Origin of the sequence: Devosia sp. (genome assembly GCF_025809055.1) — a bacterium.
Lineage (GTDB): Bacteria > Pseudomonadota > Alphaproteobacteria > Rhizobiales > Devosiaceae > Devosia.
The window spans coordinates 527,278-549,900 of record NZ_CP075529.1 but is presented as its reverse complement, the minus strand read 5'-3'; the positions used below and the strand labels follow the sequence as shown (position 1 = coordinate 549,900).

Here is a 22,623-nt window from a genome sequence, read left to right as displayed (position 1 = left end):
TTATTTCTCCGTTTCGACCAGGCCTTTGACGAACAGGCGCTGCATGAAGATGACGATGAGGACGGGCGGCAGCAGGGCCAGCACGGCGGCGGCCATGATCATGTTCCACTGCGGGTCCACATCGACCAGGCCGATCATGCTACGCACGCCCACCATGAGGGTGAAATGCTCCTCGCGCGTCGTCACCAGCAGGGGCCAGAGGTACTGCACCCAGCCATAGATGAAGAGGATGATGCTGAGGGCGGCGATGTTGGTGCGGCTGAGCGGCAGCAGGATATCGAAGAAGAACTTGACCGGCCCTGCCCCGTCGACCCGCGCGGCCTCCATCATCTCGTCCGGAATGGTCATGAAGAACTGCCGGAACAGGAAGGTTGCCGTCGCCGAGGCGATGAGGGGCACAGTGAGGCCGGCATAGGAGTTGAGCAGGCCCAGATTGGCGACAACCTCATAGGTTGGGATGATGCGCACCTCCACGGGCAGCATCAGCGTGATGAAGATCAGCCAGAAGGCAAGGGTCCTGAACGGAAAGCGGAAATAGACGATGGCGTAAGCGGAGATGATTGAGATGGAAATCTTGCCGGCCATGATGATCAGGGCCATCCAGGTGGAGTTCCAGACCATGCGCCAGAATGGTGGCATCCCGGGCGGATCGTAGTTCCAGACCAGCGCGATATTGGTGAACAGTTCGCCCCCCGGGAGGAGCGGCGCCGAGAGCGACAGCGTCTCCTTGCTATGGGTCATGGCAATGACCGCGACATAGACCGGGAAGGCTATGACCAGGACGCCAACGATCAGGACGAGATGGGTGAGGACGGCAAGGAATGGGCGGTTTTCGACCATGATGCGCTCAATACTGAACGCGCCGTTCCACATAGCGGAACTGCACGATGGTGAGGAGGATGACGAAGGCCATCAGCACGACCGACTGGGCCGAGGACGACCCCAGGTTGAGGCCGATGAACCCGTCCGAATAGACCTTGTAGACCAGCACATTGGTGGCCTGGTTCGGCCCGCCATTGGTGGTCGCGGCGATGATGCCGAAGGTGTCGAACATGACGTAGTTCACGTTGACGATGAACAGGAAGAAGGTCGTCGGCGACAGCAGCGGGAAGACGATGGTCCAGAAGCGCTTGAGAGGCCCTGCCCCGTCGATTGCCGCGGCTTCGGTCAAAGATTGCGGCACCGATTGCATGCCGGCGAGAAAGAACAGGAAATTGTACGATATCTGCTTCCAGCTCGCCGCCAGGATCACCAGGATCATGGCGTGGTCGCCGTTGAGATTGGCATTCCAGACCACGCCGAAATAGCGCAGCAGATAGGCCAGGTGACCCGTGGCGCTGTTGAACAGGAACCAGAACAGCATGCCCGCAACGACGGGCGCCACTGCATAGGGCCAGACCAGCATGGTCGTATAGGCATTGGCCGTGCGGATGACCCGGCTGACGGCGACCGCGAGCAGCAGCGCCACGCCCATGGATATGGCGGTAACGGCTACCGCAAACAGGGCGGTTCGTCCGATGGAGGTGAGGTAGAGCGGGTCCTGGAACAGGCGCAGGTAGTGGGTCAGCCCGACGAACTGGGTGGACAGGCCAAAGGGATCCTGCCGCTCGAAGGAGGATTTTACCGCCTGGCTCGCCGGCCAGATGAAGAAAATGAGGGTAATCGCAAGCTGCGGCGCCACCAGAAGATATGGCAGGCCCTTGCTCGGAAAAACAGTGCGTTTGGTATCCATGTCCGCCGTCCGGAAAGCGGAAGCCGGCCCGTCGAGCCGGCTTCCCTGGTGTGCAGAAGCGCTTACTGGTTGGCGGCTTCGAATTCGCGGACGATCTGGTTGCCACGCTCGACGGCGGAGTCGAGGGCTTCCTGGGCGGTCTTCTGACCGTTCAGCACTGCCTGCAGTTCCTCATCGAGAACGGTGCGGATCTGCGGCATGTTGCCATAACGCAGGCCCTTGGAGTTCTCGGTGGGCGGGTTGAGGTTGATCTGCTTGATGGCAATGTCCGAGCCCGGATTGGCTTCGTAATAACCCTGTTCCTGGCTCAGTTCATAGGCGGCAAGCGTAACCGGCAGGTAGCCGGTGGCCTGGTGCCAGGCAGCCTGGACTTCCGGCGAGGACAGGTAGGTCAGGAAGGCAGCAACGCCGTCATATTCGGCATCCTCATGACCGGACAGCGTCCAGAGGGTCGCGCCACCAATGATCGAGTTCTGCGGTGCACCGGCAACGTCACCGAAGACCGGCAGCATGCCGAAACCAACCTCAAAACCCTCGGCATTGGCCAGAACGCCGGCGCGCGAGGCGGAGGAGTTCATGTACATGGCGCATTCGCCCGAATAGAACTTTGGCGCATTGTCGGCGCCGCCTGCCGGACCGCCATAGGCGTAGATGCCCGAAGCCTGCCATTCGGCCAGCTTTTCCCACAGGCGAACGGCGATCGGGTGGTTGAAGGTCAATTCGCTCGACAGGCCACCAAAGCCGTTTTCCAGCGTGCCATAGGCAACATTGTGCAAGGCCGACAGGTTTTCGGTGCCAGTCCAGGTGGCGGTATAGGCCATGGTGAAGCCGCACTGGGCCGCTTCGGCGTCCAGGATCTGCTGGCTGAACTGCTCAACCTCTTCCCAGGTCTTGGGCGGGGTATTGGCATCAAGGCCCGCAGCCTCGAAGGCAGCCTTGTTGTAGTAGAGGATCGGCGTCGAGGAGTTGAACGGCATCGAGAGCATGTTGCCCTCGGTGTCGGTGTAATAGCCCGTCACCACCGGCAGGAAGGCGGCAGGATCGAAGTTGCTGCCGTGGTCGGCCATCAGCTGATAGACCGGATAGACGGCGCCCTTGGCGGCCATCATCGTGCCGGTGCCGACTTCATAGACCTGCACCAGGTGCGGCTGCTCGCCGGCGCGGAAGGCGGCGATGGTGTTGACCATGGATTCTTCGTATTCACCACGATAGCTCGGCACTACGACATAGTCGGATTGGCTGGCGTTGAAGTCGGCCGCGATGGCTTCGAGGCGCTCGCCCAGTTCGCCACCCATGGAATGCCACCAGTTGATTTCCGTCTGCGCAAAGGCAGTGGACGTGGACAGTGCAAGCGTCAGGGCGGCCAGTGCCGCCGAACGGATCGGATAGGTCATGTTTGTCTCCCAACGGGCCGGAGCGGCCTCATGGCCGTCCGGCGCCTGCCAGACCGGTTTTTGTGTGAACGCCGGGGCGGAGAGACGAAAGCAAACGAAACTATCCGAACCCACCGGCGCGCAAGCCGCCTGCCCCCAGGGCCAACGATTGCCCGCCCCGTCTAGTGAGCCGCCTTGACGATGCATTGAAGGTTTGGTGTCAGTCCCGTGACACCGCACAGGCCAAGGTTGACAGTTTGCGGACCGATGCAGTCACATCGCCAACACCCTTCGCCTGCCCAGCAACGATGATGTCGAAGCGTGGCGGCGGCATTCGTCGTTGGGGTGAGTCTGAATTTCAGGGAGCCTTGCATGACCAGATCAACCACGCTCAGCTGTGCCTGCGGCCAGTTCCATCTCGAGGTGAGCGGCGGACCGTTCATCACGGCGGAATGCCATTGCTCGTCCTGTCGGGCCGCAGCGCAGCGCCTGGCGGCACTGCCTCTGTCGCGCCCCATGACGGCCAGCAATGGCGGGGTTCCCTATGTCCTTTACCGCAAGGACCGCGTCAGCTTCCCCGATGGCACGGCCGGACTGGCGGAGTTTCGCCTGAGCGAGGGCGCACCAACCCGCCGCGTCGTCACCAGTTGCTGCCAGACGCCGGTCTTCACGGAATTTTCCGGGGGCCACTGGCTCAGCCTCTTTGCCGCCATGTGGCCCGACGAAACGCGTCCCCCGATGCAGATTCGCACCCAGACCGGCGATGTGCCGGCTGGCACCACGCTCGACGACAGCCTGCCCTCCGGGGCCATGTCGACGGCCGGATTTTACGCCAAGCTCCTCGTCGCCTGGATCGCCATGGGCTTCAAGGTTCCCAAGATCGAGATTACTCAGAAAGTTGGTGCTTGACCGGCGCGACGCCGGGCCCAAGACAACAAAAAAGCCGCCTTGCGGCAGCTTCTTGTTCGTCACCGGAGTGACTGGTGCGGTCGAGAAGACTCGAACTTCCACGCCTCGCGGCACAGCGACCTCAACGCTGCGCGTCTACCAATTCCGCCACGACCGCACTGTGTGGTAGAAGCCTCGCAGCCAGCGGCCCCGAAGCGAGTGGGGGTGTAGCAAAGCTCGCACACAACCTCAAGCGCATAAATCGCAATTCTCTCAGAGACTGTGGAGACCAATCGACGTGAGCGCGGGTCGGCGACCAGCCGCCTTATCCGAGGCGAAGTACCTTTTCGGTCACCATGACCTTGAGGTGCCCCTCTTCGACATTGACCTCGCCGCGTGCAATGAGCGTGCTATTGGCATAGATGCGCAGCGGATCATGCTCGGTGGCGTCCAGTTCGATCACGGCGCCGCGGCCCATGCGAAGCAGGTGGTGGATCGGCATCGTGGTCGCTCCAAGCTCGACCGTGACATCGACTTCAATATTGTCCAGTGTGCTCATAGATAAGGGCTAGGCGCTTTCTGCCCGTTCGGGCGGATTCGATTGGTAAAAATTGGATCAACCTTGGTTATGGAACCGTTAACAAGCCCGTCTCCGGCCTGCAAAATGGACACGAAACTCCACCACGAGGATGGAGCGTCGGTCGAATGGTCGGTGTTCGACACCCCCTATGCCTATGAACAGGCCCTCGCGGACATGGACGCGCGCGTGGCCGCGATTGCTGCCGGCACCGCCCCCGAAGCCGTGTGGCTGCTCGAGCACCCGCCCCTCTATACGGCCGGCACTTCGGCCCGGACCGAGGATCTGCTCAATCCGCGCTTTCCGGTCTTTGCGGCCGGGCGCGGCGGGCAATATACCTATCACGGCCCTGGCCAGCGCGTGGCTTACGTCATGCTGGACCTGACCCGGCGCGGCCGCGACATCCGCTGTCTGGTTCAGGGCCTTGAGCAATGGGTCATCGACACGCTCGAAGCCTACAACCTGCACGGCGAACGGCGCGAGGGACGCGTCGGGGTCTGGGTTGCTCGGCCGGATCGCGGGCTTGGCCGCGAGGACAAGATTGCCGCGATCGGCGTGCGCGTGCGCAAGTGGGTGACTTTTCACGGCATTTCGCTCAACGTCTCGCCGGACCTCAGCCATTATGACGGGATCGTGCCCTGCGGTATTTCCGACCAGGGCGTGACCAGCTTCGAGGATCTGGGCGTGCTGTTGTCTCTGCCGGAAGTCGACTCGGTGCTGCGCGACCGGTTTGAAGCCATTTTCGGCCCGACCGCGCAGCGCGAGGCCAGGGTTGCAATGCGTGCATGACGGCCACTATCGGTCTTGCCAACTGTTTTCCTCCGGGCCGGCCTTGCCTAATATGCCCGCAACGGAATCGAGGAGCCTGAAATGACCCTGGACGATCTCAAACGCCTGCTGACGCGCCAGACGCTGTTCAGGCTCGATGCGATTCTCTCGCCACGCCTGGTGCCGATTCTCTATGCCCTGGGCCTGGCGGCCATCCTGCTATGGGCCATCAATCACTTCTTCTTCCGCTTCGGCATGGGCTTTGGCGACGGCCTTTGGGGCATTCTCGAAATCGTGGTCTTCGGCCTTTTGTCTTTTGTCGGGCTGCGGATCGGCTGCGAAGCGCTGCTGGTGTGGTTCAAGGACCATGAAACCACCGGCGAGAACGTCCAGCGGTCGCGCTATTCGGCTTCGCTGCTCGACGAAGTGCGCGACGCCATTCGCGATCTGGCCGAAGAGGGGGAGGAGGCCGACTATGCCGAGGCCGACGAATATATCACCCCGGCGACCGAGCCCCTGCCCCATACCGGTCCGGACGGCGAGCGCGAACCCTCGACCCGGCCCGGCGAAACGCACAAGGCGCCGCGCCGGACAGCCCGACGCACACCGAAGTCCCTGACCTGATACGACAAGGCCGCCAATAGGCGGCCTTTTTTCTTGCGGATGTGCTGCCTACTTGCCGGCCTTCTTGTCCCGGCGACGGCGCTGCCAATTGGTCCACCACCGTGTGCCGCGGACGATGCCGAAATTCACCGGCCCCTGCAGGAACAGCAGGTCGACAGCCAGCAACAGCAGGCCCAGCGGCAGCATCCAGATGCCGAGCACCGGCAGGAAGCTGAAAATTCCACCCAGCACCAGCAGGATACCGAGGGGTATGCGTATCCAGCGTGCCCCCGGCCGGCGCAGGCGCGACAACCACCCGGCCGCCGTCTGGGGGATGCGGCGCTCGATCTTGTTGAACTGGCGGTTGAGCCGGTTTTCGCTCTTGTTCATCGACACACTCCGTCCCCCATGAGATGGCGTGCGCCTGTGGCGTTTCAAGGGCGATTTGGGAACTCTCTGGCAGAGTTTTCCGTTTTGCCGTGAACATCAGGAGGCGTCATGTCTATCCAGTCCCTACTATCCCAGCTGGGCCTTGCCGAACCACCCCGTCAGGGCCTTGAGGCCCAGCTCCATGCCATGCGCCAGGAAGTGGATCGCATTTCCCGGTCTCTTTCCCGCCGTGCCGGACATGCAGCGGAGGACTGGACCGAGCATCTGGCCGATTTCGGCAAGGAGGCTTCCCGTCAGGGCATTCACATGGCAGAATTGGCCGGTGAGCAGGCCAAGCGCGGCGCCCTGGCCGTCCGTCGCGATCCGCTGCCTGCCCTCGCGGTCCTGGGAACAGCCTTGCTGCTGGCCCGCCTCATCCGGCGTTAGGACCTGGTTTACCTTCTGCCTGAGGCTTTCCTTAAGTCTATGGGCGCATTTTCGGGCCAAGCGATATTTTCGTCACATCCCGGAGCACGGTCATGCGTCCAGTCACCCGCACACTCTTGAAACTGGCAGCCCTTGTCGTTGCCGGATCGAGTCTTGCCGGCTGCGGCATGCTGGGCACCAATCTCGCCATGAACACGATGAGTTCGAAGGAATGCATGATGCGGGCCATGTATTTCGAATCGAACCGGTCGAGCGCCGAGGGCATGCTGGCCGTCGGCACCGTGGTTATGAATCGGCTCGAAGATCCGCGCTATCCCAAGTCGGTCTGCGGCGTTGTCGGGCAGAAAAATCAGTTCGCCGCCGGCGTCCTCACCCGCCCCATGACCGATAGTGGCGCCGTCCTGGCCAGCCAGGTCGCCGACCAGGTGCTGCGCGGCGCCCGCCATCCCGGGGTGCAGGAGGCGCAGCACTTCCACACGGCGGGCCTGCGCTTCCCCTATAACAACATGTTCTATGTGCTCGAGGCAGGCGGCAACGAGTTCTACGAGAAGCGCTCGACCCGCTAAAACCTACCTGGCCTCGACCATTGCGCGGCTGAGAAAGAAGCCGTGGCCATCGGCACGCGCGCAGGTTAAGCCCTTCCGCGTTGACAGGCACTGGAACGGTCCCAGTTCGACCACATGGTCGTAGCGGAATACCTGGCCTGCTCCGCAGCAGCCCTGATCCCCGACATTGCTGAACACGCGCCCGCCACCGGTGGCGCCGAGAACACCACGGATATAGGCAGGTTCAACCCGGTCGCACTGGATTTCGGCGCCACCATCGGCCGTCTGATAGACGGGCGTGCCGCCGGCGGGCGTATAAATGCAGCCGATATTGCCCGAGGGCATGACAAACTCCACCTGCCCATGGGCGTTTGGCTGCATGGCCTGCAATTCATAGGCCTGCGCCGGCGTGCCAAGCAGCACGGCCAGGGTGGCAAGGCCGGCGAGTATGGACAGGTTACGAACGAACAGACGGCGGTGACGGGCAGTACGCATGGCCAGATCCCTCATTGGCATTGCACTGCTGCAGTCATGCGCGATTGCGATTGAACCGGTGCTGGCTCCCCTGTTCAGAATCGGTTCAGCGGCCAGAACCGCGAGTCTGGCGAAGCACGTAGCCGATGACGACGGCTATCGCGTCATAGAGTTCAATGGGGATCGTTTCGTCCAGTTCAACACCGCTCAGGGCCTCCGCGAGGACCGGATTGGCCTCGATCACCACGCCATTCTCCTCGGCCAGCGCAATGATCTTTTCGGCGACAAGCCCCCTCCCCTTGGCGACGACGCGCGGCGCCTCGCGGGAATCCTTCTCATAGTGCAGCGCCACGGCGAGCGATTGCGGATCTGGCCGGTCCCCGCTCATCGCATGGCATCCAGTATGTGACGGGCGCCGGCTGGCTGATTGGCCGAAGGAAGGCTGGGGGCCCCGTTGCGCACCACGATGGCGCCGGGCACGAGGCCGAGCGTGGCGAGTTCGTCGCGCAGGTCTTCGACGCCGCTCGCCAGAAGGTCCGCGGTCTCTTTCTGGTCGGCCCAGAGCATGATCCCGGCGGTCCCCGACCGCAGGGAGACCTGTGCGCCCACTTCACCGATCCCGGCCAGGTTCATGGCAAATCGCACCTGCCAGCCCCGGTCCTCGGGATTTTCCTCGCCGCCCTCGGCATCACGATGAATCTGCATCTGCAACAGCGACTGCTGCCCGGCAAGCGATACCGGCAGGTCGAGGCTCCATTGCGCGCCTTCGTGGCGGGCCTGCGCGTCCGGCAAGGACGCCTGTTGATGCAGACGCAGCCGGGAGAGCGCCGATTCGGTGCGTTCGAGCAGGACCTTGCCGGCTTCGACCGGATCTACGGGCAATTCTGCGGTCCCCATGGGCGACGTTCTGGCGCGCGGCAGCTGACCACGAACAGGCGGCGCGATCTGCGTCACCTGCTGCACCGGCGCCTGATCGCCCAGCCAGGCGGTCAGCTTGCCCTGCAGGTTCAACAGCGCCGATTTCATATCGCCGGACGCGACCCTCGCCTGGCCGTTGGCCAGCAATGCCTCCTGGAAGATGCCTGAGCCGCGGATGGCGGTCTGCAAAGCCTTGCCATCCATCTTCGCGCCATCGAGGGAGAGCCGATGGGCCATGACCTGCTGCAGGGCCTTCTTCACCGGCTCCGGCAGGGACGCGGTTGCGGCCAGCCCGGCAATTGCGGTGGTGAGCGCAACCACGCTCCCCTGTTGGGGCAGGGCGTGTTGCGCCATCTGCGTCAGCGCCGCCTGCGGCGTCTGCGTCGGGCTCGTCGCCACGCCCGGCTGAGCCTGGGGCAAGGGAGCAGAACCCTGCCCCGCATGTTGGCCGACCTGCGTGCTCGGCCCGGCTTGCTGCACCGGCGGAAGCGCGGTGGACGATGTCGGGTTGAGGCGATCAACGCCTGCGATTACGGCCCCGGCGGCCGGAGCAGCCACGGCATAGGGAACCGCCGCTCTGGGTGCGGCACCGGCTGCAGGTACGGACATGCCTGCCGCCGGCCCGGTCGCCGGCGAAGCGGTCGTGGCCGGTGCGGGGGTGCCGGCATTGGTCGTCGGGCCGGCCGGCGCCTGGGCGGGAGTGCCGGTCACTGGTTGATTGGTCGGCGGTGCGCTCGCGGTGCCAATGGGCGCCGCAGACGCAAGAGTGGTCGTTGGCGGCGCAGTTGCAGGAGCGGTCGCGGCGGTCTGTGCCTGAGTTGCAGGCGCCATGGCGGGGGCCGTGCCCGCCGGGGCCGGAGCGACTGCGGGCCCGCTCGCCGGCCCCCCCGACAATCCGGGCTGCACAGGCGTCGCCGTTGATGCAGTCGTCGGAACGGGCGTGGCACCCGTCGGCGCGGCTGTCGCCACGGCCGGGCCCGCTGCGGCCGCAGACGCAGCCCCTTGCTGGGGCGCCGCGGCGACGGGCGTGGCGGTCGAACTGGTCGAAACCGGTGGCGCCAATGTGCTGGCCTGCGCGGCTGGCGAAAGCTGGACGCTTGCAGCGATCGACGCATTGAGTGCTGGCGCAGTGGCAGGCAAGGCGGCCGTCGCCGGAGGCTTGATGCCCACGAGCGCAAGCCGCAATTGCCCATCCGTCTGCAAGACCGAAAGCGAGAGCGCTGACCCCAGGGGGGGCGGAGACGGCATTTGCAGGCTGAGAGTCTGCTTGCCGATCTGGACCTGCACGGTGCCGTTCGGCGCCGTTGCCACAACCCGCGCCTCGACCGTCTGCCCCGCCTGCAGGCCGAGCGCGCGCAGGGCGGGTCCGTATTGACCCAGGGACAAAGGCGGAAGCTGCGACGAGATACTCATCTTCCCTCCGGCCGCAACACATCACGCAGCACGGAGACAATCTAGCGCATCAGGCCAAACTCGTCAGCCCGCAAGAAAAATCGTGCCCGGCATCCTATTGCGGGCGAACGTCGTCATAGTCCTTGGAAAGCGGCTTGCCCTTGAACGTCACCCAGAAGAAATTGAGCGTATAGGTTCCGGCGGTGCGGAATACGCCTTCCTTTTCAAGCCGTCGGCCCGATGTCTTCATCTTGAGGGCAAATGTCCATTTGACCGCCCCCACCCGTGACAGGCGCACCGCCACGTCCGTGTCCTCGCCGAAAAAGGTAATCGACCGGTCGTATCCGCCGACCCGTTCCCAGGCCTCGCGCTTGAAGACGAAGTTGCCGCCCTGCACCACCGACCCAACCCGCAGCACAAAGCGGTTGAGCAGGTAGATCAGATAGGTCAGGCCGTAGAAGAGGCCGATCAGCATCCGGTTGTGCCAGGCCATGTCGTAGTAGATGTAGGGGCCGCTGAGGCAAACCAGCTTCGGGTTCTTGCCGAATTCCCGCATGACCACATCGAGCCATCCCTCGGGCACGATGGTGTCGCTGTCGATATTGGCGACCAGTTCATAGCCGGCGCTGGCCGCAAATCCGGCATCGCGCGCGTTCACAAGCCCCTTTTTGGGTTCATCGACCACGCGCACGCCTTCATAGCTGCGGGCGATTTCCCCGGTGCGGTCGGTGGAGGCATTGTTGACGACGATGACATCGGCATCGACGCCGGACCGCTTGATCTCCGCGAGGACGGACTCGAGGCATTTGCCGATCAGGGCTTCCTCATTGTAGGCCGGGATCACGAATGCGAGCTTCATCGATTGTCTCCTGGCCATAACCGACCATATCCGGCAGCACATAGCGCGCCCGCTGCGCCGCATCAACCGCTGGGGGCGGCTCCATCGACCGCGACAGTGCCGTTTCGGGCCACAAAAAATCCTGCTACGATACTCTCAGGTCACCCTATTCACATTGTGTTCAACCGGTGTGTGCAACAGAGTTCCACCATGAAATCACTTGTGTCTGCCGCGATTACTGCGATTTTGCTGTGCGCCCCGGCCGTCGCCGCCAATGAAGGCAAGGCTGTCGATGTCGTGCCCCAGGCCGTCAACACATCCGGCGGCGCGGAACGGACCCTGGTGGTCGGCGCCGATGTGTCGGTCGGCGATCGGGTGACCACGGGGCCTGAAGGCCGCGTGCAACTGCTGTTCGACGATCAAACCAAGCTGGTGGTCGGGCCCGGCAGTGCGCTGACCATCGAGGCCTATCTGCTCAAGGGCAATACGGTCGACAAATTCACCGTCAATGCCCTGGCCGGCACATTCCGGTTCATTTCCGGCAACAGCCCCAAATCCGCCTATTCCATCAAGACGCCGACAGCATCCATCGCGGTTCGGGGTACCAGGTTCGACTTGGCGGTGACGCGCAATTTCACCCAGGCAATGCTCTATGAAGGCGCCTTGAGCCTCTGCCAGGGTAGCACCTGCATCGAGCTCGCCAAGCGTTGCGACATCGGTGCACTAGGCGCATCGCAACCGGGCCTGCTCGGCTGGGACAGTGACCAGCGCAGCGGCATGGTCCGCAATTTCCCCTTTGCACGCCTGCAGTCGATCCTGCAGCCGGCGTTCCGCGTTTCAGGCGCGCACGCCTGCACCGAGCCGCCTCCGGTCCAGTCGCTCGACAGCCTTGTCGAAGCACCGCAGAACGAGACCCCCTATACCTACGAATATCAGTATGATTACACCAATGATGACTGACCCCGCGGGTCGCCTAATCGTGTTGCCAGCATCCACCGGTCCGGCCCGCCTTGACCGATAGCAAGCAGGCAGTCGACGATGCCGCCGAAGAGCCGCGGGGGCGGCTCGAGCGTGTGCGGGAAAAACTTCGGCTGCTCTATCACAGCCAGTCGCCCAAGGCGCTTCGTTTCCAGGCGACGATTCTGATCGTTGACCTTGCGATCATTGCCTTCTTCATCGCCAGCCCCCTGCTCAAGGATACATCCAGCTTCCTCTGGATCGACTATTCGATCGCCGCAATCCTGGTGCTGGACCTTGCGGCGCGGGGCCTGGCTTCGACGCATCCGCTGCGATGGCTGCGGCAATTGCCGGTTATCGTCGATGTGTTCATCCTCGTGACGCTGCTTGCGCCGACATGGTTCTTCAATCTGGGCTTTCTGCGTATTCTCAGGCTTTGGACCATGACCCGATCCAGCCTGTTCTGGCGCCCGCTGGATCGGCGCGGTTTTGGCGAATACCGCCAGACCGTGCAGGCGGTCATCAACCTGCTGGTCTTTCTGTTCGTGGTCACCGGCTTCGTTTACACGGCCTTTTCCTATCGCGGGGAAGGCATCGACGGCTATGTCGACGCCCTCTATTTCACCGTCGCGACCATGACCACGACGGGCTTTGGCGACATCGTGCTGCCCGGCACGTTCGGCAAGCTGGTCTCGATCGTCGTGATGATCTTCGGTATCTCGCTGTTCGTGCGCCTGGCCCAACTCATCTTCCGTCCGGCCAAGGTGACGTTTCCCTGCCCGCAATGCGGGTTGCACAAGCATGAACCCGATGCCGTTCACTGCAAGGCCTGCGGCCATATCCTCGCCATTCCTGACGAGGGCGCGCACTAGACCACTTCACAATAGGTCTGAAACGACGGAGCCTTTCCCTTCTCCCCTGAGGGGAGAAGAGCCTGCCCCGGACTTGATCCGGGGTGGCGCGAAGCGCCGGATGAGGGGTTCAGATTTTCGTTCTTGCCGAGAGGCATTCACCCCTCACCCCATCCCTCTCCCCTGAGAGGAGAGGGGGCGATGAAGGCGATGGTTCAGTTTAAGGGGAAACGCTCTAAGCGCGATCGGTCTGCACGCTGCCCACAATCGGCAGCCGGATACGGAAGCAGGCGCCCAGGAATGGTCCCTGGACCAGTTCGAGCGAGCCGTTCATACGGCTGACGATCTGCCGGCTGATGGCGAGGCCAAGCCCTGCCCCGCCCTGATCCCCGGCCCCTTCGACGCCGCGCCAGAACTTGTCGAAGATCAGATGGCGATGCTTGCGGGGGATGCCGGGTCCGTTGTCGGCGACTTCGACATAGTAATTGCCGCCGCGCACTTTCGACGAGATCACCACGACCGGGCTTTCGGCGTCGTTATATTTCACGGCGTTGGAGACGAGGTTGATCAGCACCTGGCACAGCCGGTCCGCGTCGCCATCGATCATGGTGGATTTGGCCCGATCGCTGAATTCGACCCGCATCCCCTTCTGCCGCAACAGGGCGTCGCAGACCGACACGGCGCGATCGAGCGCCTCTTCGGCGTCGAATGGCGCATTGTCCCAGCTGCGCTCGCCGCGCTCGAGTGCGCTGAGATCGAGAATTTCATCGAGCAGCTTGGTCAGTCGCAGGCTTTCGGTGTGGATCGTCGAGACGAAGCGCTGCCGCTGGCCCTCGTCCAGGGGCGCAGGATCGAGCAGGATTTCGGAGAACGAGCGGATCGAGGTCATCGGCGTGCGGACCTCGTGGCTGACCTGGCTGAGAAACTCGTCCTTACGGGTATCGAGCTCACGCAATTGCGTATTGGCGTCTTCAAGCTTGCGGGCCGTTACCCGGAGTTCGGCCGAGGTCTTTTCGAGCTGCTGGCTGTATTCGATGACTTGCTGGGCCTCGTCGGCCATCTGGATCATCTCTTCGAGCGAAACGTCGCTGCCCGCGACCACCTTGGACACCATCACATGCGCCGAGGCGGCGCCGATCGAACCGGCCAGCTCGCGCTCGAGGTGCCCCACGAACTCCGGTGTTGGCTCGAACCCGATCGGATCGACGCCGCTTTCTCGCGCCGCCGACTCGAACAGGGCCGCCGCCCGCTGCTCACCCAGGACACGCTCGGCCACGAAATAGAGATCGTTGGCAGTGGTGGAGCCCGGCGCAAAACTGCGTTGCGGCAGATTGGGGCGGCGGAAGACATCGACGAATGCGGTCGCCTGGATGCGCTCCAGGGCCGAAGGCGTCGTGACAAGCGAGCCGATGGTCAGGGTCAGGATGTTGACGGAGAGGCTCCAGAAGGCCGCATGCGCCAGCGGGTCCCAGCCATCGAGCCCGAACATGGCCTGCGGCCGGAGCCAGGAAATGCCCCAGGGGCCTTGCCTCAAAAGTTCGGACACCGCCGGCCACACCGAGTCGAAGGACGGCAGGAAGCAGCACCAGGCCCACGTCACAAAGCCGAGCAGGATTGCCGAGGACACGGCCTTGAGCGAGGCATCCTTCCAAAAAATCGCCGCCAGCAGTGCCGGGAAGAACTGGGCTATCGCGGTAAATGAAATCAGCCCGATCGGCGCCAGGGCGTCGGAATCGCGGGTGAAGAAGAAGTAGAAGAAGCCCAGGGACAGGATGAGCATGATGGAGAACCGGCGAGCCACCAGCAGCACGCGGCTCACCCCCTGCCCGTCGCCGGACTGATTGACCGGCGCAAACCGCAGAACCAGCGGCATGATGATGTGGTTGGAGACCATGATCGACAGCGCGATGGACTCCAGGATGATCATCGAGGTGGCCGAGGAAAAACCGCCGATGAAGGCGAAGAGCGCGAGCCCGTTCTGCCCGGCCGCCAGCGGCAGGGTGAGCGCGAACATGTCGGGATTGGAGCCTTCTGGCATCACCGCCAGGCCATAAACGGCAATGGGCAGGATGAAGATGCTCATCAGCAGCATGTAGGCCGGAAAAGCCCAGCCGGCGACACGCAGATGGTTCTCGTCCGAGTTCTCGACCACCGTCACCTGAAACTGCCTAGGCAGGCAGACAATGGCGGCTATGGACAGCGCCAGGGTCGTCAGCCAGCGGCTGTCGAAGCTGGCGGTGGTTTCGACCACAACACCTCTTGCAGCCGCCTGCTCGAAAATACCCTCAAATCCGCCGCCGATGAACAGCACGAAGATGCCGACCGCCACCAGCGCCATCAGCTTCACCACGGCCTCAAAGGCAATGGCCGCCACGACGCCATGGTGGTGCTCCTTGGCATCGACATGGCGCGTGCCGAAGAGGATGGTGAACAGCGCCATGCCGGCGGCAACGCCCAGGGCTAGCCCCACATCGTCAATGCCGCGCAGGCTGCCGCGCCCGAACTCGGACGATCCGGCAACGGCCTGGATCGACGACGTCACGGCCTTGAGCTGCAGGGCGATATAGGGGGCGATGCCGATGACCGCGATGCAGGTCACCAGAACGCCGAGCCGGTTGGACTTGCCGAACCGAGAAGACAAGAGGTCGGCGACCGAAGTGATGCGATAGATATGGCTGATCCGCACCAGCCGCCGCAGCAGGAAATACCAGCCGACGAACACGATGGTGGGGCCGAGATAGATCGTCAGAAACTCAAGGCCACTTCGCGCGGCATTGCCGACGGCGCCGTAAAAGGTCCAGCTGGTGCAGTAAACGGAAATCGACAGCGTATAGACGGCGGGTGAATTGAGCCATGACTTCTTGGCCAGCCTCGCCCGGCGGTCGCCGAAATAGGCGAGCACGAACAGAAGGCCGACATAGGCAATGGCGGTCGCAATGACAAAATCGGCCGACAGCATCTAGCTCTCGTCCTTGTCGCCGGTAAAAGTCCGCTCCGGCGCCAACCGGCTGGTCAGGAGTGCCGTTGCGGCAATGAGCGCCAGCCATACGCCGAACAGATAGAACACGATCTGCGGCACGCCCAGAACGGTGATGTCGTGATTGAACAGATGCACCAGCGGCGGCACCAGCAAGAGCGTGCCCACTACGGTCAGCACGAGCATGCTGCCGACGATCCTACGCTTCTCCGGCATCTTCGCCCAAAAGGCTGCGCACGGTGCCGACCACTTCGGCATTGGCATAGGGTTTGGTCACAAAGCCGTCCGCGCCGAGTTCCTCGGCAATGCGCCGGTCCTGCTGCTGTCCCTTGGCCGTCAGGATAAGCACTGGCAGGTCGCGGGTTTCGGCATCGCCGCGTAATTGCTTGAGCACATCGAAACCACCGCGCTTGGGCATCATGACATCGAGCACAAGCATCCGCGGCCGCAGGCGGCGAACGGCTTCAAGCACTGCATCCCCGTCCGTGACCGATTCAATGCTCCAACCGGCCCGTCGCAGGATGAAGTCGAGCGATTCCAAGATACTTGGCTCGTCTTCCGCAATCAGAATGTCGATGGCCAAATTCCCCCCAGCCTGCCCGCAGTCTCCCCCTGCGAGCCCCCGTACTAAACCGCAATCGACCGATATCGCCAAGTGCAAACATCATCACGTCACGCTTGAACCGCGGTGCTGTTCGGCGCCAGCGCTTCCTCTTGGCGCGCCGAGCAGTCGGTGCGGGGACAGAGGCGGCAGCTTGGCCCCACCCGCACGTCCGTTTCAGGCCGATTGAGATCGAGATCGCGGGCATAGACGGTTCTGTCGGCGTGCAATACGTCACAGGCCAGCATGATCGATGACGGAACGGCCGGCTGCCCATAGGCGGACGAGCGCCGTTGCACCGTGCGGGCGACAAACAGGTATCGCGACCCATCGGAGAACCGCACCACCTGCCGCATGACCTGATCCGGGGTCCGAAAGGCTCCATAAATGGCCCAGAGCGGGCAGGCATGGCCCGAATTGGGCAGCAGCAGGCCGGGCAGCGGAAAGTGTTTCGTCAGACGTCCCGCCGGATCGGAGCGAAGGAACCCGAAGGGCAGTCCCTCCTCGCCCGGGCGCCGCAGGGTCACCAGCCGGTGGGCCACCTGCTCGTGGCTGGCATTGTAGCTCTGCCGCAGAAAGTCGATGTCATATGCGCACCGTTCCGCATCCTCGAGGAACCGCGAATAGGGAAAGACGATGGCGCCTGCCAGGTACGACCCCAGGGCGCTCCGGGCCTGCCGCATGGCGGTGGCGGAAGACAGCGCGGCTTCGTCGAGCACCGCATCCACGGCATCGGGCGCGGCCAACTGGGCATAGAGCCTGGCCATCTGGAACTGGCGGGTCGCCAGTGTCGCAGACCCCCGGAACCACATCACCTTGTGCTCCGGCAGGTAGCGGTACTGGCCCGGGAAATCCGCATCCAGGCCTGCCGTGCGTTCGCCAACGACGGACCTGACACCAAACCGCACGCTCAGCATCTCAGCCAGGAGATCGAGACCAAACCTGCCGGCTCCGTCGATTTCGTGCCGCAACGCGACGGCCACTGCTTCGAGCGCCGGGAAATAGTTGCTCTGCTCGATGATCAGATCGTCGATCTCACGCGCTGGCGAGACGGAGCGCCTCTGGGCGCTGGAGGTTTCAAACTGCCCGATGAGGGTTCGGGTCACCTCGCCCAACATACGGGTCTCGCGGCTGATGGCCGCCACAAACCGCTGCCGCTCGCCCTCGTCGAGATCGGGCACGTCGTCGAGAATTTCCGCGCTGGAGCGCACAGCCGTGATGCCGGACAGGATCTGGTGCAGCAACTGGCTCAGCAATGGATCGGAGCGCAGCCGGTCCGCATAGGCATCGGCGCTGGCAACGGCACCCGTATAGGCGCGATGCAACCGGGCCAAAGCCATGCCGCTGGCCGGATATTGCGCCACCAGGTGCCGCCGCTCATCGGGCTGAAATGGCAGCGACTCGATCATGGGGTCGGCATAGGCCTCTTCGAGGTCCTGCAGCAGCTTCTGCTCGGCCTGACCGGTCAAATCCTCGATACCGATCTGCAGGTGCTGGGCCAGCCGCTGCAAGAGAGAGCCGCCCACGTCGCGCTTATTGTTCTCGATAAGGTTCAGATAACTCGGCGAAATGCCGGCCAGACGCGCCAACGCGGCCTGGGAAATCCTCAACGATTTCCGCCTGTTGCTGATCCTGAAGCCGATTGGTGCCCGCATCACACCCCTCCCCGGTGTCAACGTATTGACAAAAACTAGTCATCTACAGATCAACATTTTACAAAATTGTGGTTTTATTACAATGGCATATTGATGCCGTTTTCAAATGTGTCGAATATTTGGCGAGTGCGGTGAGCTGTCGGCAATGTATCGACGGCCCCGTGCCACAAGGAGGAGATCAATGACACTTTTGAAGCGCGGGCTGTCCCGCCGCAGAGTTCTGCAGACTGGTATGGCCGGTATCATCGGCACCGGCGTTGCACCCATGATGTTCACCAAGGGGGCCTGGGCGCAGGAGTTCTGCAACAATCCCACCGGTGACACCGTCACCTTCGGCCTCAACCTGCCCCTGACCGGCGCCTATGCCGAAGAAGGCGCTGACGAGCAGAAGGCCTATGAGCTGGCCATTGCTCACCTGAACGGCGAAGGCGATGGCGGCCTGTTGAACGTGTTGCAGCCGTCCGCGCTCAAGGGCAACGGCATCCTGGGCAAGAAGGTCGCCTTCGTGTCCTCCGACAGCCAGACCAAGTCCGACGTGGCCCGTGCCGGCGCGACCCGCATGATCGAGCGCGATGGCGCCATCATGATCACGGGCGGTTCGTCCTCCGGTGAAGCCATTGCCGTGCAGGGCCTGTGCCAGGAAATGGGCGTCATCTTCATGGCGGGCCTGACCCATTCCAACGACACGACCGGCAAGGACAAGCGCCGCTACGGTTTCCGCCACTTCTTCAACGCCTACCAGTCCGGTGTGGCCCTTGGTCCGGTTCTCGGCCAGGAATACGGCAGTGACCGCCGCGCCTATCACCTGACCGCCGACTATACCTGGGGCTGGACCCAGGAAGAGTCGATCAAGGCCGCAACCGAAGCGCTCGGTTGGGAAACCGTGGAAGCCGTCCGCACGCCGCTTGGCGCCGGCGACTTCTCGCAGTTCCTCACTCCGGTGCTGAACTCGGGTGCCGACGTGCTGATCCTGAACCACTACGGCAATGACATGGTGAACTCGCTCACCCAGGCCGTTCAGTTCGGCATGCGCGACCGCCAGGCCAATGGCAAGGATTTCCAGATCGTTACGCCGCTCATCTCCGAGCTTATGGCCAAGGGCGCCGGCGAAAACGTCAAGGGCATCTTCGGCACGTCCAACTGGCACTGGAACCTGCAGGATCCCGGCTCGGTGGCCTTCACCAAGTCGTTCGGCGCCGCCTATGGCTCCCCGCCGTCCCAGGCCGCCCACACCGCCTATGTCCAGGCCCTGCTCTATGCAGATGCCGTGGAACGCGCCGGCACCTTCTATCCGCCGGAAGTCATCAAGGCCCTGGAAGGCCACGAATTCGATGGCATGGGCAATGGCCGGACCCTCTACCGTGCCGAAGACCACCAGTGCATGAAGTCGGTGCTTGTGGTGCGCGGCAACGAGAGCCCGACCAGCGAGTTCGACGTGCTCAACGTCGTCCAGGAAGTCGATCGCGAAACGGTCAACTATGACCCGGCGATCTTCGGCGGCGAGCTCGGCCCGGCAGAACCCGTTCCGATGTGCGCATAGCACCTGACTGATGCCCGCCCCCACGGGCGGGCAACCTTGCATCAGTACACCTCATCCTGAGCCTGTCGAAGGACGAGGTCCAGCCTCCGATGCCTGTCGTGCCGCCTCGCGTGGTTCGACAGGCTCACCATGAGGCTGCCGCTCTTTCGGTGGACCCCGGAGCATCCCATGTTCGAAGTCATCTTTCTGCAATTTCTCAACGGGCTCGATAAAGGCGCTGCCTATGCGCTGATCGCCCTGGGGCTGACCCTGGTGTTCGGAACACTGGGGGTCGTGAACTTTGCCCATGGGGCCCTGTTCATGCTGGGCGCCTTCTGCGCCGTCATGTTCCGCCAGTTCCTGACCCTTGAAACGGTCACCATCGATCCGGAAAAACTGTCCCCCTGGGGCTCGCCGCTGGAAATCCGCGAACCGCTTGTCCAGGCCTGGTTCGGCGATTTCGGCGCGGTTCTGGTCAATTATTCCGTGCCGGTGTCGCTGCTGATCACCATCCCGATCATGCTGCTTGTCGGTATTGCGCTCGAGCGCGGCATCATCAAGCACTTCTACAAGCGCCCGCACGCCGAGCAGATCCTGGTCACCTTCGGCCTCGCCATCGTGGCGCAGGAAGTGATCAAGTCCGTATTCGGTCCCAATCCCATTCCGCAGCCCATGCCCACCGACCTGCGCGGTGCCGCCGATATCGGCGCCTGGCTGGGCATGCAGGCCAATGTCATTACCTACCCGCTCTGGCGCCTGATCTACCTCACCTTCTCGGTGGTGATCATCGGCGGCGTCTTTGCCTTCCTCCAGTTCACCACCTTCGGCATGGTTGTGCGCGCCGGCATGGCTGATCGTGAAACCGTGGGCCTGCTCGGCATCAATATCGACCGGCGCTTCACCATCATGTTCGGCCTGGCTGCTGTCGTCGCGGGCATGGCAGGCGTGATGTATACGCCCCTGCTCCCGCCCAACTATCACCTGGGCATGGACTTCCTGGTGCTGTCCTTCGTGGTCGTGGTGGTTGGCGGCATGGGCTCGCTCCCCGGCGCCGTTGCCGCAGGGTTCCTCCTCGGCATCCTGCAGTCCTTCGCCTCGATGACGCAGATCAAGGCCTTCTTCCCCGGCATCGACCAGATCATCATCTATCTCGTCGCCGTCATCATTCTGCTCGTTCGCCCCCGTGGCCTGCTCGGCCGCCGCGGCGTGATGGAGTCCTGACATGGCCAATTTCATGTCCCGCAACGATCTGCTGCTGTTCCTCGGCTTCACCATTGTCGTCCTGGCCATGCCCATCTGGCTGGCCCCGTTCGGCGCCGGTTATCCGGACCTGCTGCAGCGCTTCATGATCTTCGGCATCTTCGCCGTAGGCTTCAATATCCTGTTCGGCCTCACCGGCTATCTCAGCTTCGGCCACGCCGCCTTCTTCGGCGTCGGCTCCTATGCGGCGGTCTGGTCGTTCAAGCTGCTGACCCTCGATGCCATTCCCGCGATGATCTTCGCAGTCATCGTTTCGGGCCTCTTTGCCCTTGTCATCGGCTTCCTGTGCCTGCGCCGGACCGGCATCTACTTCTCCATCCTCACGCTGGCCTTCGCCCAGATGAGCTATAACCTCGCCTATTCGGTGCTGACGCCCATCACCAATGGTGAAACGGGACTGCAATTGACGCTGGGTGATGCCCGCGTCCTCGATGCGGCCCTGGGCCAGACCTTTGTTGGCCAGCCTGTGCCGACCCTGTTCGGCCAGCAGCTGGGCGGCTATGCAGGCTTCTACTTCTGCGCCGGCTTCCTCATCCTGTCGTTCTTCTTTGCCCAGCGCATCGCCGGATCGCCTTTCGGCATGATGCTCAAGTCGATCAAGTCGAACCAGACCAGGATGCAGTTCACCGGTTTCAACACCCGCCCCTATGCGCTCTCGGCCTTCGTGATCTCGGGCATGTATGCCGGTCTCGCCGGTGCCCTCCTCGCGGTCACCGACCCGCTCGCCGGGGCAGAGCGGATGCAGTGGACCGCTTCGGGCGAAGTCGTGCTGATGACCATTCTTGGCGGCGTGGGTACGCTGGTGGGCCCGGTTATCGGCGCCTGGATCATCAAGTACTTCGAGAACATTCTATCCGCGCTCAATGACAACATCCTGGCGCGCTTCTGGAGCTTCCTGCCCGATGGCGTCGCCGACGTGGTGGTCAAGGTCACCAGCAAGTTCGTGGGTGACGGCTGGCACCTGACGCTGGGCCTGTTGTTCGTGATCATCGTGATCTTCCTGCCCGGCGGCATCATGGAGGGCGTCCGGCGGATCGCCGCGCTCTTCCGCAATCGCGGCGCCACCCCGCAGTCCTCATCTCAGACCCAAGCTGCCGAGTAGGAACCAGAAATGTCCAATGGAAACATTGTCCTGCACGTAGCGGACGTCCACAAGCGGTTTGGCGGCCTGCACGCCCTGGCCGACATCGACCTGCAGGTCGAGGAAGGCAAGACCCACGCGATTATCGGCCCCAATGGCGCCGGTAAGTCGACCCTGCTCAATGTCATCATCGGCAAATTGGCGCCAACCAGTGGCCAGGTGGTGTTCGACGGCGCGGTGCTGACGGGGCGCAAGCCGCACCAGATCAACCAGCTCGGCATTTCTCGCGTCTTCCAGACGCCCGAAATCTTCGCCGACCTCAGCGTGTTGCACAACGTGATGATCCCGGCGTTTGCCAAGCGCGACGGCAATTTCACGCTGAACATGCTGCGTTCGCTCGACAGCGAAACCGGCATCCGCCAGGAAGCCGAGCACATGCTGGAAGACGTCGGCATGATCAACCGCCGCGACATGCTGGCGGGCAGTCTCAGCCGCGGTGACAAGCGGCGGATGGAGCTGGCCATGTGCCTGATCCAGCACCCGCGTCTGCTGCTGCTCGACGAACCCACGGCCGGCATGAGCCGCCACGACACCAACACCACGATCGAACTTCTCAAGAAGATCAAGGCGCGCGGCATGACCAAGGTCATCATCGAGCACGACATGCATGTGGTGTTTTCGCTGGCCGACAAGATTTCCGTGCTGGCCCAGGGCCGCATCATCGCCGACGGTTCGCCCGACGACGTGCGCGGCAATCCCAAGGTGCAGGAAGCCTATCTGGGAGGAACCCATTGATGA

At 63.0% G+C, this 22,623-nt stretch carries 23 protein-coding genes, 1 tRNA gene and 1 pseudogene; 11 read left to right on the top strand and 14 right to left on the bottom strand.

The features are described 5' to 3' along the window. From ugpE to ugpB, 3 genes are all read right to left on the bottom strand, one after another. Positions 1 to 840: a sn-glycerol-3-phosphate ABC transporter permease UgpE gene (gene ugpE / locus KIT02_RS02675; RefSeq protein WP_297581931.1), complete on the bottom strand. Its 840-nt coding sequence runs from the start codon at positions 838 to 840 to the stop codon at positions 1 to 3. A gap of 7 nt (positions 841 to 847) precedes the next feature. Next, positions 848 to 1,732 carry a sn-glycerol-3-phosphate ABC transporter permease UgpA gene (gene ugpA / locus KIT02_RS02670; protein WP_297581929.1) on the bottom strand — a complete coding sequence of 295 codons (885 nt, stop codon included), beginning with the start codon at positions 1,730 to 1,732 and terminating at the stop codon, positions 848 to 850. 62 nt (positions 1,733 to 1,794) lie between these two features. Further along, positions 1,795 to 3,126 carry a sn-glycerol-3-phosphate ABC transporter substrate-binding protein UgpB gene (ugpB, locus tag KIT02_RS02665; protein WP_297581927.1) on the bottom strand — a complete coding sequence of 444 codons (1,332 nt, stop codon included), beginning with the start codon at positions 3,124 to 3,126 and terminating at the stop codon, positions 1,795 to 1,797. A 351-nt stretch (positions 3,127 to 3,477) separates the two neighbouring features. On the opposite strand from ugpB, the gene KIT02_RS02660 reads away from it, so the two are divergent. Next, the gene (locus KIT02_RS02660; RefSeq protein WP_297581924.1) at positions 3,478 to 4,014 is read left to right on the top strand and encodes a hypothetical protein; all 537 of its coding nucleotides are present in this window, start codon (positions 3,478 to 3,480) and stop codon (positions 4,012 to 4,014) included. 72 nt (positions 4,015 to 4,086) lie between these two features. On the opposite strand, the gene KIT02_RS02655 is transcribed toward KIT02_RS02660, so the two are convergent. Continuing rightward, positions 4,087 to 4,171, bottom strand: a tRNA-Leu gene (locus tag KIT02_RS02655). 147 nt (positions 4,172 to 4,318) lie between these two features. Then, positions 4,319 to 4,552, bottom strand: coding sequence for a FliM/FliN family flagellar motor switch protein (locus KIT02_RS02650; protein WP_297581921.1), 234 nt, complete (start codon positions 4,550 to 4,552; stop codon positions 4,319 to 4,321). A gap of 105 nt (positions 4,553 to 4,657) precedes the next feature. Between KIT02_RS02650 and lipB the strand changes: the two genes are divergently transcribed. Together lipB and KIT02_RS02640 are read left to right on the top strand one after the other, a co-directional pair. Then, positions 4,658 to 5,359, top strand: a complete 702-nt coding sequence (gene lipB / locus KIT02_RS02645) for a lipoyl(octanoyl) transferase LipB (protein WP_297581918.1) — start codon at positions 4,658 to 4,660, stop codon at positions 5,357 to 5,359. Positions 5,360 to 5,440: 81 nt separating this feature from the next. Then, positions 5,441 to 5,962, top strand: a complete 522-nt coding sequence (locus tag KIT02_RS02640; RefSeq protein WP_297581915.1) for a DUF4282 domain-containing protein — start codon at positions 5,441 to 5,443, stop codon at positions 5,960 to 5,962. Between the two features lie 48 nt (positions 5,963 to 6,010). Here KIT02_RS02640 and KIT02_RS02635 read toward each other — a convergent pair whose 3' ends face one another. Continuing rightward, on the bottom strand, positions 6,011 to 6,331 hold the full coding sequence (locus tag KIT02_RS02635; protein WP_297581912.1) for a hypothetical protein: 321 nt from the start codon (positions 6,329 to 6,331) through the stop codon (positions 6,011 to 6,013). 108 nt (positions 6,332 to 6,439) lie between these two features. Here KIT02_RS02635 and KIT02_RS02630 point away from each other — a divergent pair, with 108 nt between their 5' ends. Beyond that, positions 6,440 to 6,757, top strand: coding sequence for a hypothetical protein (locus tag KIT02_RS02630; RefSeq protein ID WP_297581908.1), 318 nt, complete (start codon positions 6,440 to 6,442; stop codon positions 6,755 to 6,757). Between the two features lie 206 nt (positions 6,758 to 6,963). Continuing rightward, positions 6,964 to 7,314, top strand: a pseudogene (locus KIT02_RS02625) (cell wall hydrolase); the annotation flags it as partial. 12 nt (positions 7,315 to 7,326) lie between these two features. Here KIT02_RS02625 and KIT02_RS02620 read toward each other — a convergent pair. The 4 genes from KIT02_RS02620 to KIT02_RS02605 form a co-directional block, all read right to left on the bottom strand. Next, on the bottom strand, positions 7,327 to 7,797 hold the full coding sequence (locus KIT02_RS02620; protein WP_297581905.1) for a hypothetical protein: 471 nt from the start codon (positions 7,795 to 7,797) through the stop codon (positions 7,327 to 7,329). Positions 7,798 to 7,882: 85 nt separating this feature from the next. Further along, positions 7,883 to 8,164 carry an EscU/YscU/HrcU family type III secretion system export apparatus switch protein gene (locus tag KIT02_RS02615; protein WP_297581904.1) on the bottom strand — a complete coding sequence of 94 codons (282 nt, stop codon included), beginning with the start codon at positions 8,162 to 8,164 and terminating at the stop codon, positions 7,883 to 7,885. Then, a complete protein-coding gene (locus KIT02_RS02610) occupies positions 8,161 to 10,107 on the bottom strand; it encodes a flagellar hook-length control protein FliK (protein WP_297581902.1) in 1,947 nt (648 codons plus the stop codon). The genes KIT02_RS02615 and KIT02_RS02610 overlap by 4 nt, the downstream gene beginning before the upstream one ends. 94 nt (positions 10,108 to 10,201) lie before the next feature. After that, a complete protein-coding gene (locus KIT02_RS02605; RefSeq protein ID WP_297581899.1) occupies positions 10,202 to 10,945 on the bottom strand; it encodes a glycosyltransferase family 2 protein in 744 nt (247 codons plus the stop codon). 189 nt (positions 10,946 to 11,134) lie between these two features. Here KIT02_RS02605 and KIT02_RS02600 point away from each other — a divergent pair, with 189 nt between their 5' ends. Both KIT02_RS02600 and KIT02_RS02595 read left to right on the top strand, forming a co-directional pair. After that, entirely contained in the window at positions 11,135 to 11,884 is a 750-nt protein-coding gene (locus KIT02_RS02600; protein ID WP_297581897.1) for a FecR domain-containing protein, read from the top strand. Positions 11,885 to 11,934: 50 nt separating this feature from the next. Beyond that, on the top strand, positions 11,935 to 12,753 hold the full coding sequence (locus KIT02_RS02595; protein ID WP_297581895.1) for an ion channel: 819 nt from the start codon (positions 11,935 to 11,937) through the stop codon (positions 12,751 to 12,753). A 214-nt stretch (positions 12,754 to 12,967) separates the two neighbouring features. Here the strand turns inward: KIT02_RS02595 and KIT02_RS02590 are convergent, their stop codons facing one another. The 4 genes from KIT02_RS02590 to KIT02_RS02575 form a co-directional block, all read right to left on the bottom strand. Then, the gene (locus KIT02_RS02590) at positions 12,968 to 15,691 is read right to left on the bottom strand and encodes a sensor histidine kinase (protein WP_297581893.1); all 2,724 of its coding nucleotides are present in this window, start codon (positions 15,689 to 15,691) and stop codon (positions 12,968 to 12,970) included. Then, the gene (locus KIT02_RS02585; protein ID WP_297581890.1) at positions 15,692 to 15,895 is read right to left on the bottom strand and encodes a hypothetical protein; all 204 of its coding nucleotides are present in this window, start codon (positions 15,893 to 15,895) and stop codon (positions 15,692 to 15,694) included. A gap of 13 nt (positions 15,896 to 15,908) precedes the next feature. Next, positions 15,909 to 16,292, bottom strand: a complete 384-nt coding sequence (locus KIT02_RS02580) for a response regulator (RefSeq protein WP_297581888.1) — start codon at positions 16,290 to 16,292, stop codon at positions 15,909 to 15,911. 89 nt (positions 16,293 to 16,381) lie between these two features. Beyond that, on the bottom strand, positions 16,382 to 17,965 hold the full coding sequence (locus tag KIT02_RS02575; RefSeq protein WP_297581885.1) for a short-chain fatty acyl-CoA regulator family protein: 1,584 nt from the start codon (positions 17,963 to 17,965) through the stop codon (positions 16,382 to 16,384). A 181-nt stretch (positions 17,966 to 18,146) separates the two neighbouring features. Here KIT02_RS02575 and KIT02_RS02570 point away from each other — a divergent pair, with 181 nt between their 5' ends. From KIT02_RS02570 to KIT02_RS02555, 4 genes are all read left to right on the top strand, one after another. After that, positions 18,147 to 19,505: a substrate-binding protein gene (locus KIT02_RS02570; protein ID WP_297581882.1), complete on the top strand. Its 1,359-nt coding sequence runs from the start codon at positions 18,147 to 18,149 to the stop codon at positions 19,503 to 19,505. A 168-nt stretch (positions 19,506 to 19,673) separates the two neighbouring features. Next, complete coding sequence (locus KIT02_RS02565; RefSeq protein WP_297581879.1) at positions 19,674 to 20,705, top strand: branched-chain amino acid ABC transporter permease; 1,032 nt, start codon at positions 19,674 to 19,676, stop codon at positions 20,703 to 20,705. A gap of 1 nt (position 20,706) precedes the next feature. Beyond that, complete coding sequence (locus tag KIT02_RS02560) at positions 20,707 to 21,846, top strand: branched-chain amino acid ABC transporter permease (protein ID WP_297581876.1); 1,140 nt, start codon at positions 20,707 to 20,709, stop codon at positions 21,844 to 21,846. 9 nt (positions 21,847 to 21,855) lie between these two features. After that, entirely contained in the window at positions 21,856 to 22,620 is a 765-nt protein-coding gene (locus KIT02_RS02555; RefSeq protein WP_297581874.1) for an ABC transporter ATP-binding protein, read from the top strand. The last annotated feature ends 3 nt before the right edge of the window (positions 22,621 to 22,623 follow it).

What these genes read in the sequence shown, in the direction of transcription:
- KIT02_RS02650 (WP_297581921.1), bottom strand. Translation starts at nt 4,552, where the DNA reads ATGAGCACACTGGACAATATTGAAGTCGATGTCACGGTCGAGCTTGGA.
- KIT02_RS02560 (WP_297581876.1), top strand. Translation starts at nt 20,707, where the DNA reads ATGGCCAATTTCATGTCCCGCAACGATCTGCTGCTGTTCCTCGGCTTC.
- KIT02_RS02590 (WP_297581893.1), bottom strand. Translation starts at nt 15,691, where the DNA reads ATGCTGTCGGCCGATTTTGTCATTGCGACCGCCATTGCCTATGTCGGC.
- KIT02_RS02585 (WP_297581890.1), bottom strand. Translation starts at nt 15,895, where the DNA reads ATGCTCGTGCTGACCGTAGTGGGCACGCTCTTGCTGGTGCCGCCGCTG.
- KIT02_RS02630 (WP_297581908.1), top strand. Translation starts at nt 6,440, where the DNA reads ATGTCTATCCAGTCCCTACTATCCCAGCTGGGCCTTGCCGAACCACCC.
- KIT02_RS02570 (WP_297581882.1), top strand. Translation starts at nt 18,147, where the DNA reads ATGACACTTTTGAAGCGCGGGCTGTCCCGCCGCAGAGTTCTGCAGACT.
- lipB (WP_297581918.1), top strand. Translation starts at nt 4,658, where the DNA reads ATGGACACGAAACTCCACCACGAGGATGGAGCGTCGGTCGAATGGTCG.
- KIT02_RS02660 (WP_297581924.1), top strand. Translation starts at nt 3,478, where the DNA reads ATGACCAGATCAACCACGCTCAGCTGTGCCTGCGGCCAGTTCCATCTC.
- KIT02_RS02575 (WP_297581885.1), bottom strand. Translation starts at nt 17,965, where the DNA reads ATGCGGGCACCAATCGGCTTCAGGATCAGCAACAGGCGGAAATCGTTG.
- KIT02_RS02610 (WP_297581902.1), bottom strand. Translation starts at nt 10,107, where the DNA reads ATGAGTATCTCGTCGCAGCTTCCGCCTTTGTCCCTGGGTCAATACGGA.
- KIT02_RS02620 (WP_297581905.1), bottom strand. Translation starts at nt 7,797, where the DNA reads ATGCGTACTGCCCGTCACCGCCGTCTGTTCGTTCGTAACCTGTCCATA.
- ugpB (WP_297581927.1), bottom strand. Translation starts at nt 3,126, where the DNA reads ATGACCTATCCGATCCGTTCGGCGGCACTGGCCGCCCTGACGCTTGCA.
- KIT02_RS02635 (WP_297581912.1), bottom strand. Translation starts at nt 6,331, where the DNA reads ATGAACAAGAGCGAAAACCGGCTCAACCGCCAGTTCAACAAGATCGAG.
- KIT02_RS02605 (WP_297581899.1), bottom strand. Translation starts at nt 10,945, where the DNA reads ATGAAGCTCGCATTCGTGATCCCGGCCTACAATGAGGAAGCCCTGATC.
- KIT02_RS02615 (WP_297581904.1), bottom strand. Translation starts at nt 8,164, where the DNA reads ATGAGCGGGGACCGGCCAGATCCGCAATCGCTCGCCGTGGCGCTGCAC.
- KIT02_RS02600 (WP_297581897.1), top strand. Translation starts at nt 11,135, where the DNA reads ATGAAATCACTTGTGTCTGCCGCGATTACTGCGATTTTGCTGTGCGCC.
- KIT02_RS02565 (WP_297581879.1), top strand. Translation starts at nt 19,674, where the DNA reads ATGTTCGAAGTCATCTTTCTGCAATTTCTCAACGGGCTCGATAAAGGC.
- KIT02_RS02640 (WP_297581915.1), top strand. Translation starts at nt 5,441, where the DNA reads ATGACCCTGGACGATCTCAAACGCCTGCTGACGCGCCAGACGCTGTTC.
- ugpE (WP_297581931.1), bottom strand. Translation starts at nt 840, where the DNA reads ATGGTCGAAAACCGCCCATTCCTTGCCGTCCTCACCCATCTCGTCCTG.
- ugpA (WP_297581929.1), bottom strand. Translation starts at nt 1,732, where the DNA reads ATGGATACCAAACGCACTGTTTTTCCGAGCAAGGGCCTGCCATATCTT.
- KIT02_RS02555 (WP_297581874.1), top strand. Translation starts at nt 21,856, where the DNA reads ATGTCCAATGGAAACATTGTCCTGCACGTAGCGGACGTCCACAAGCGG.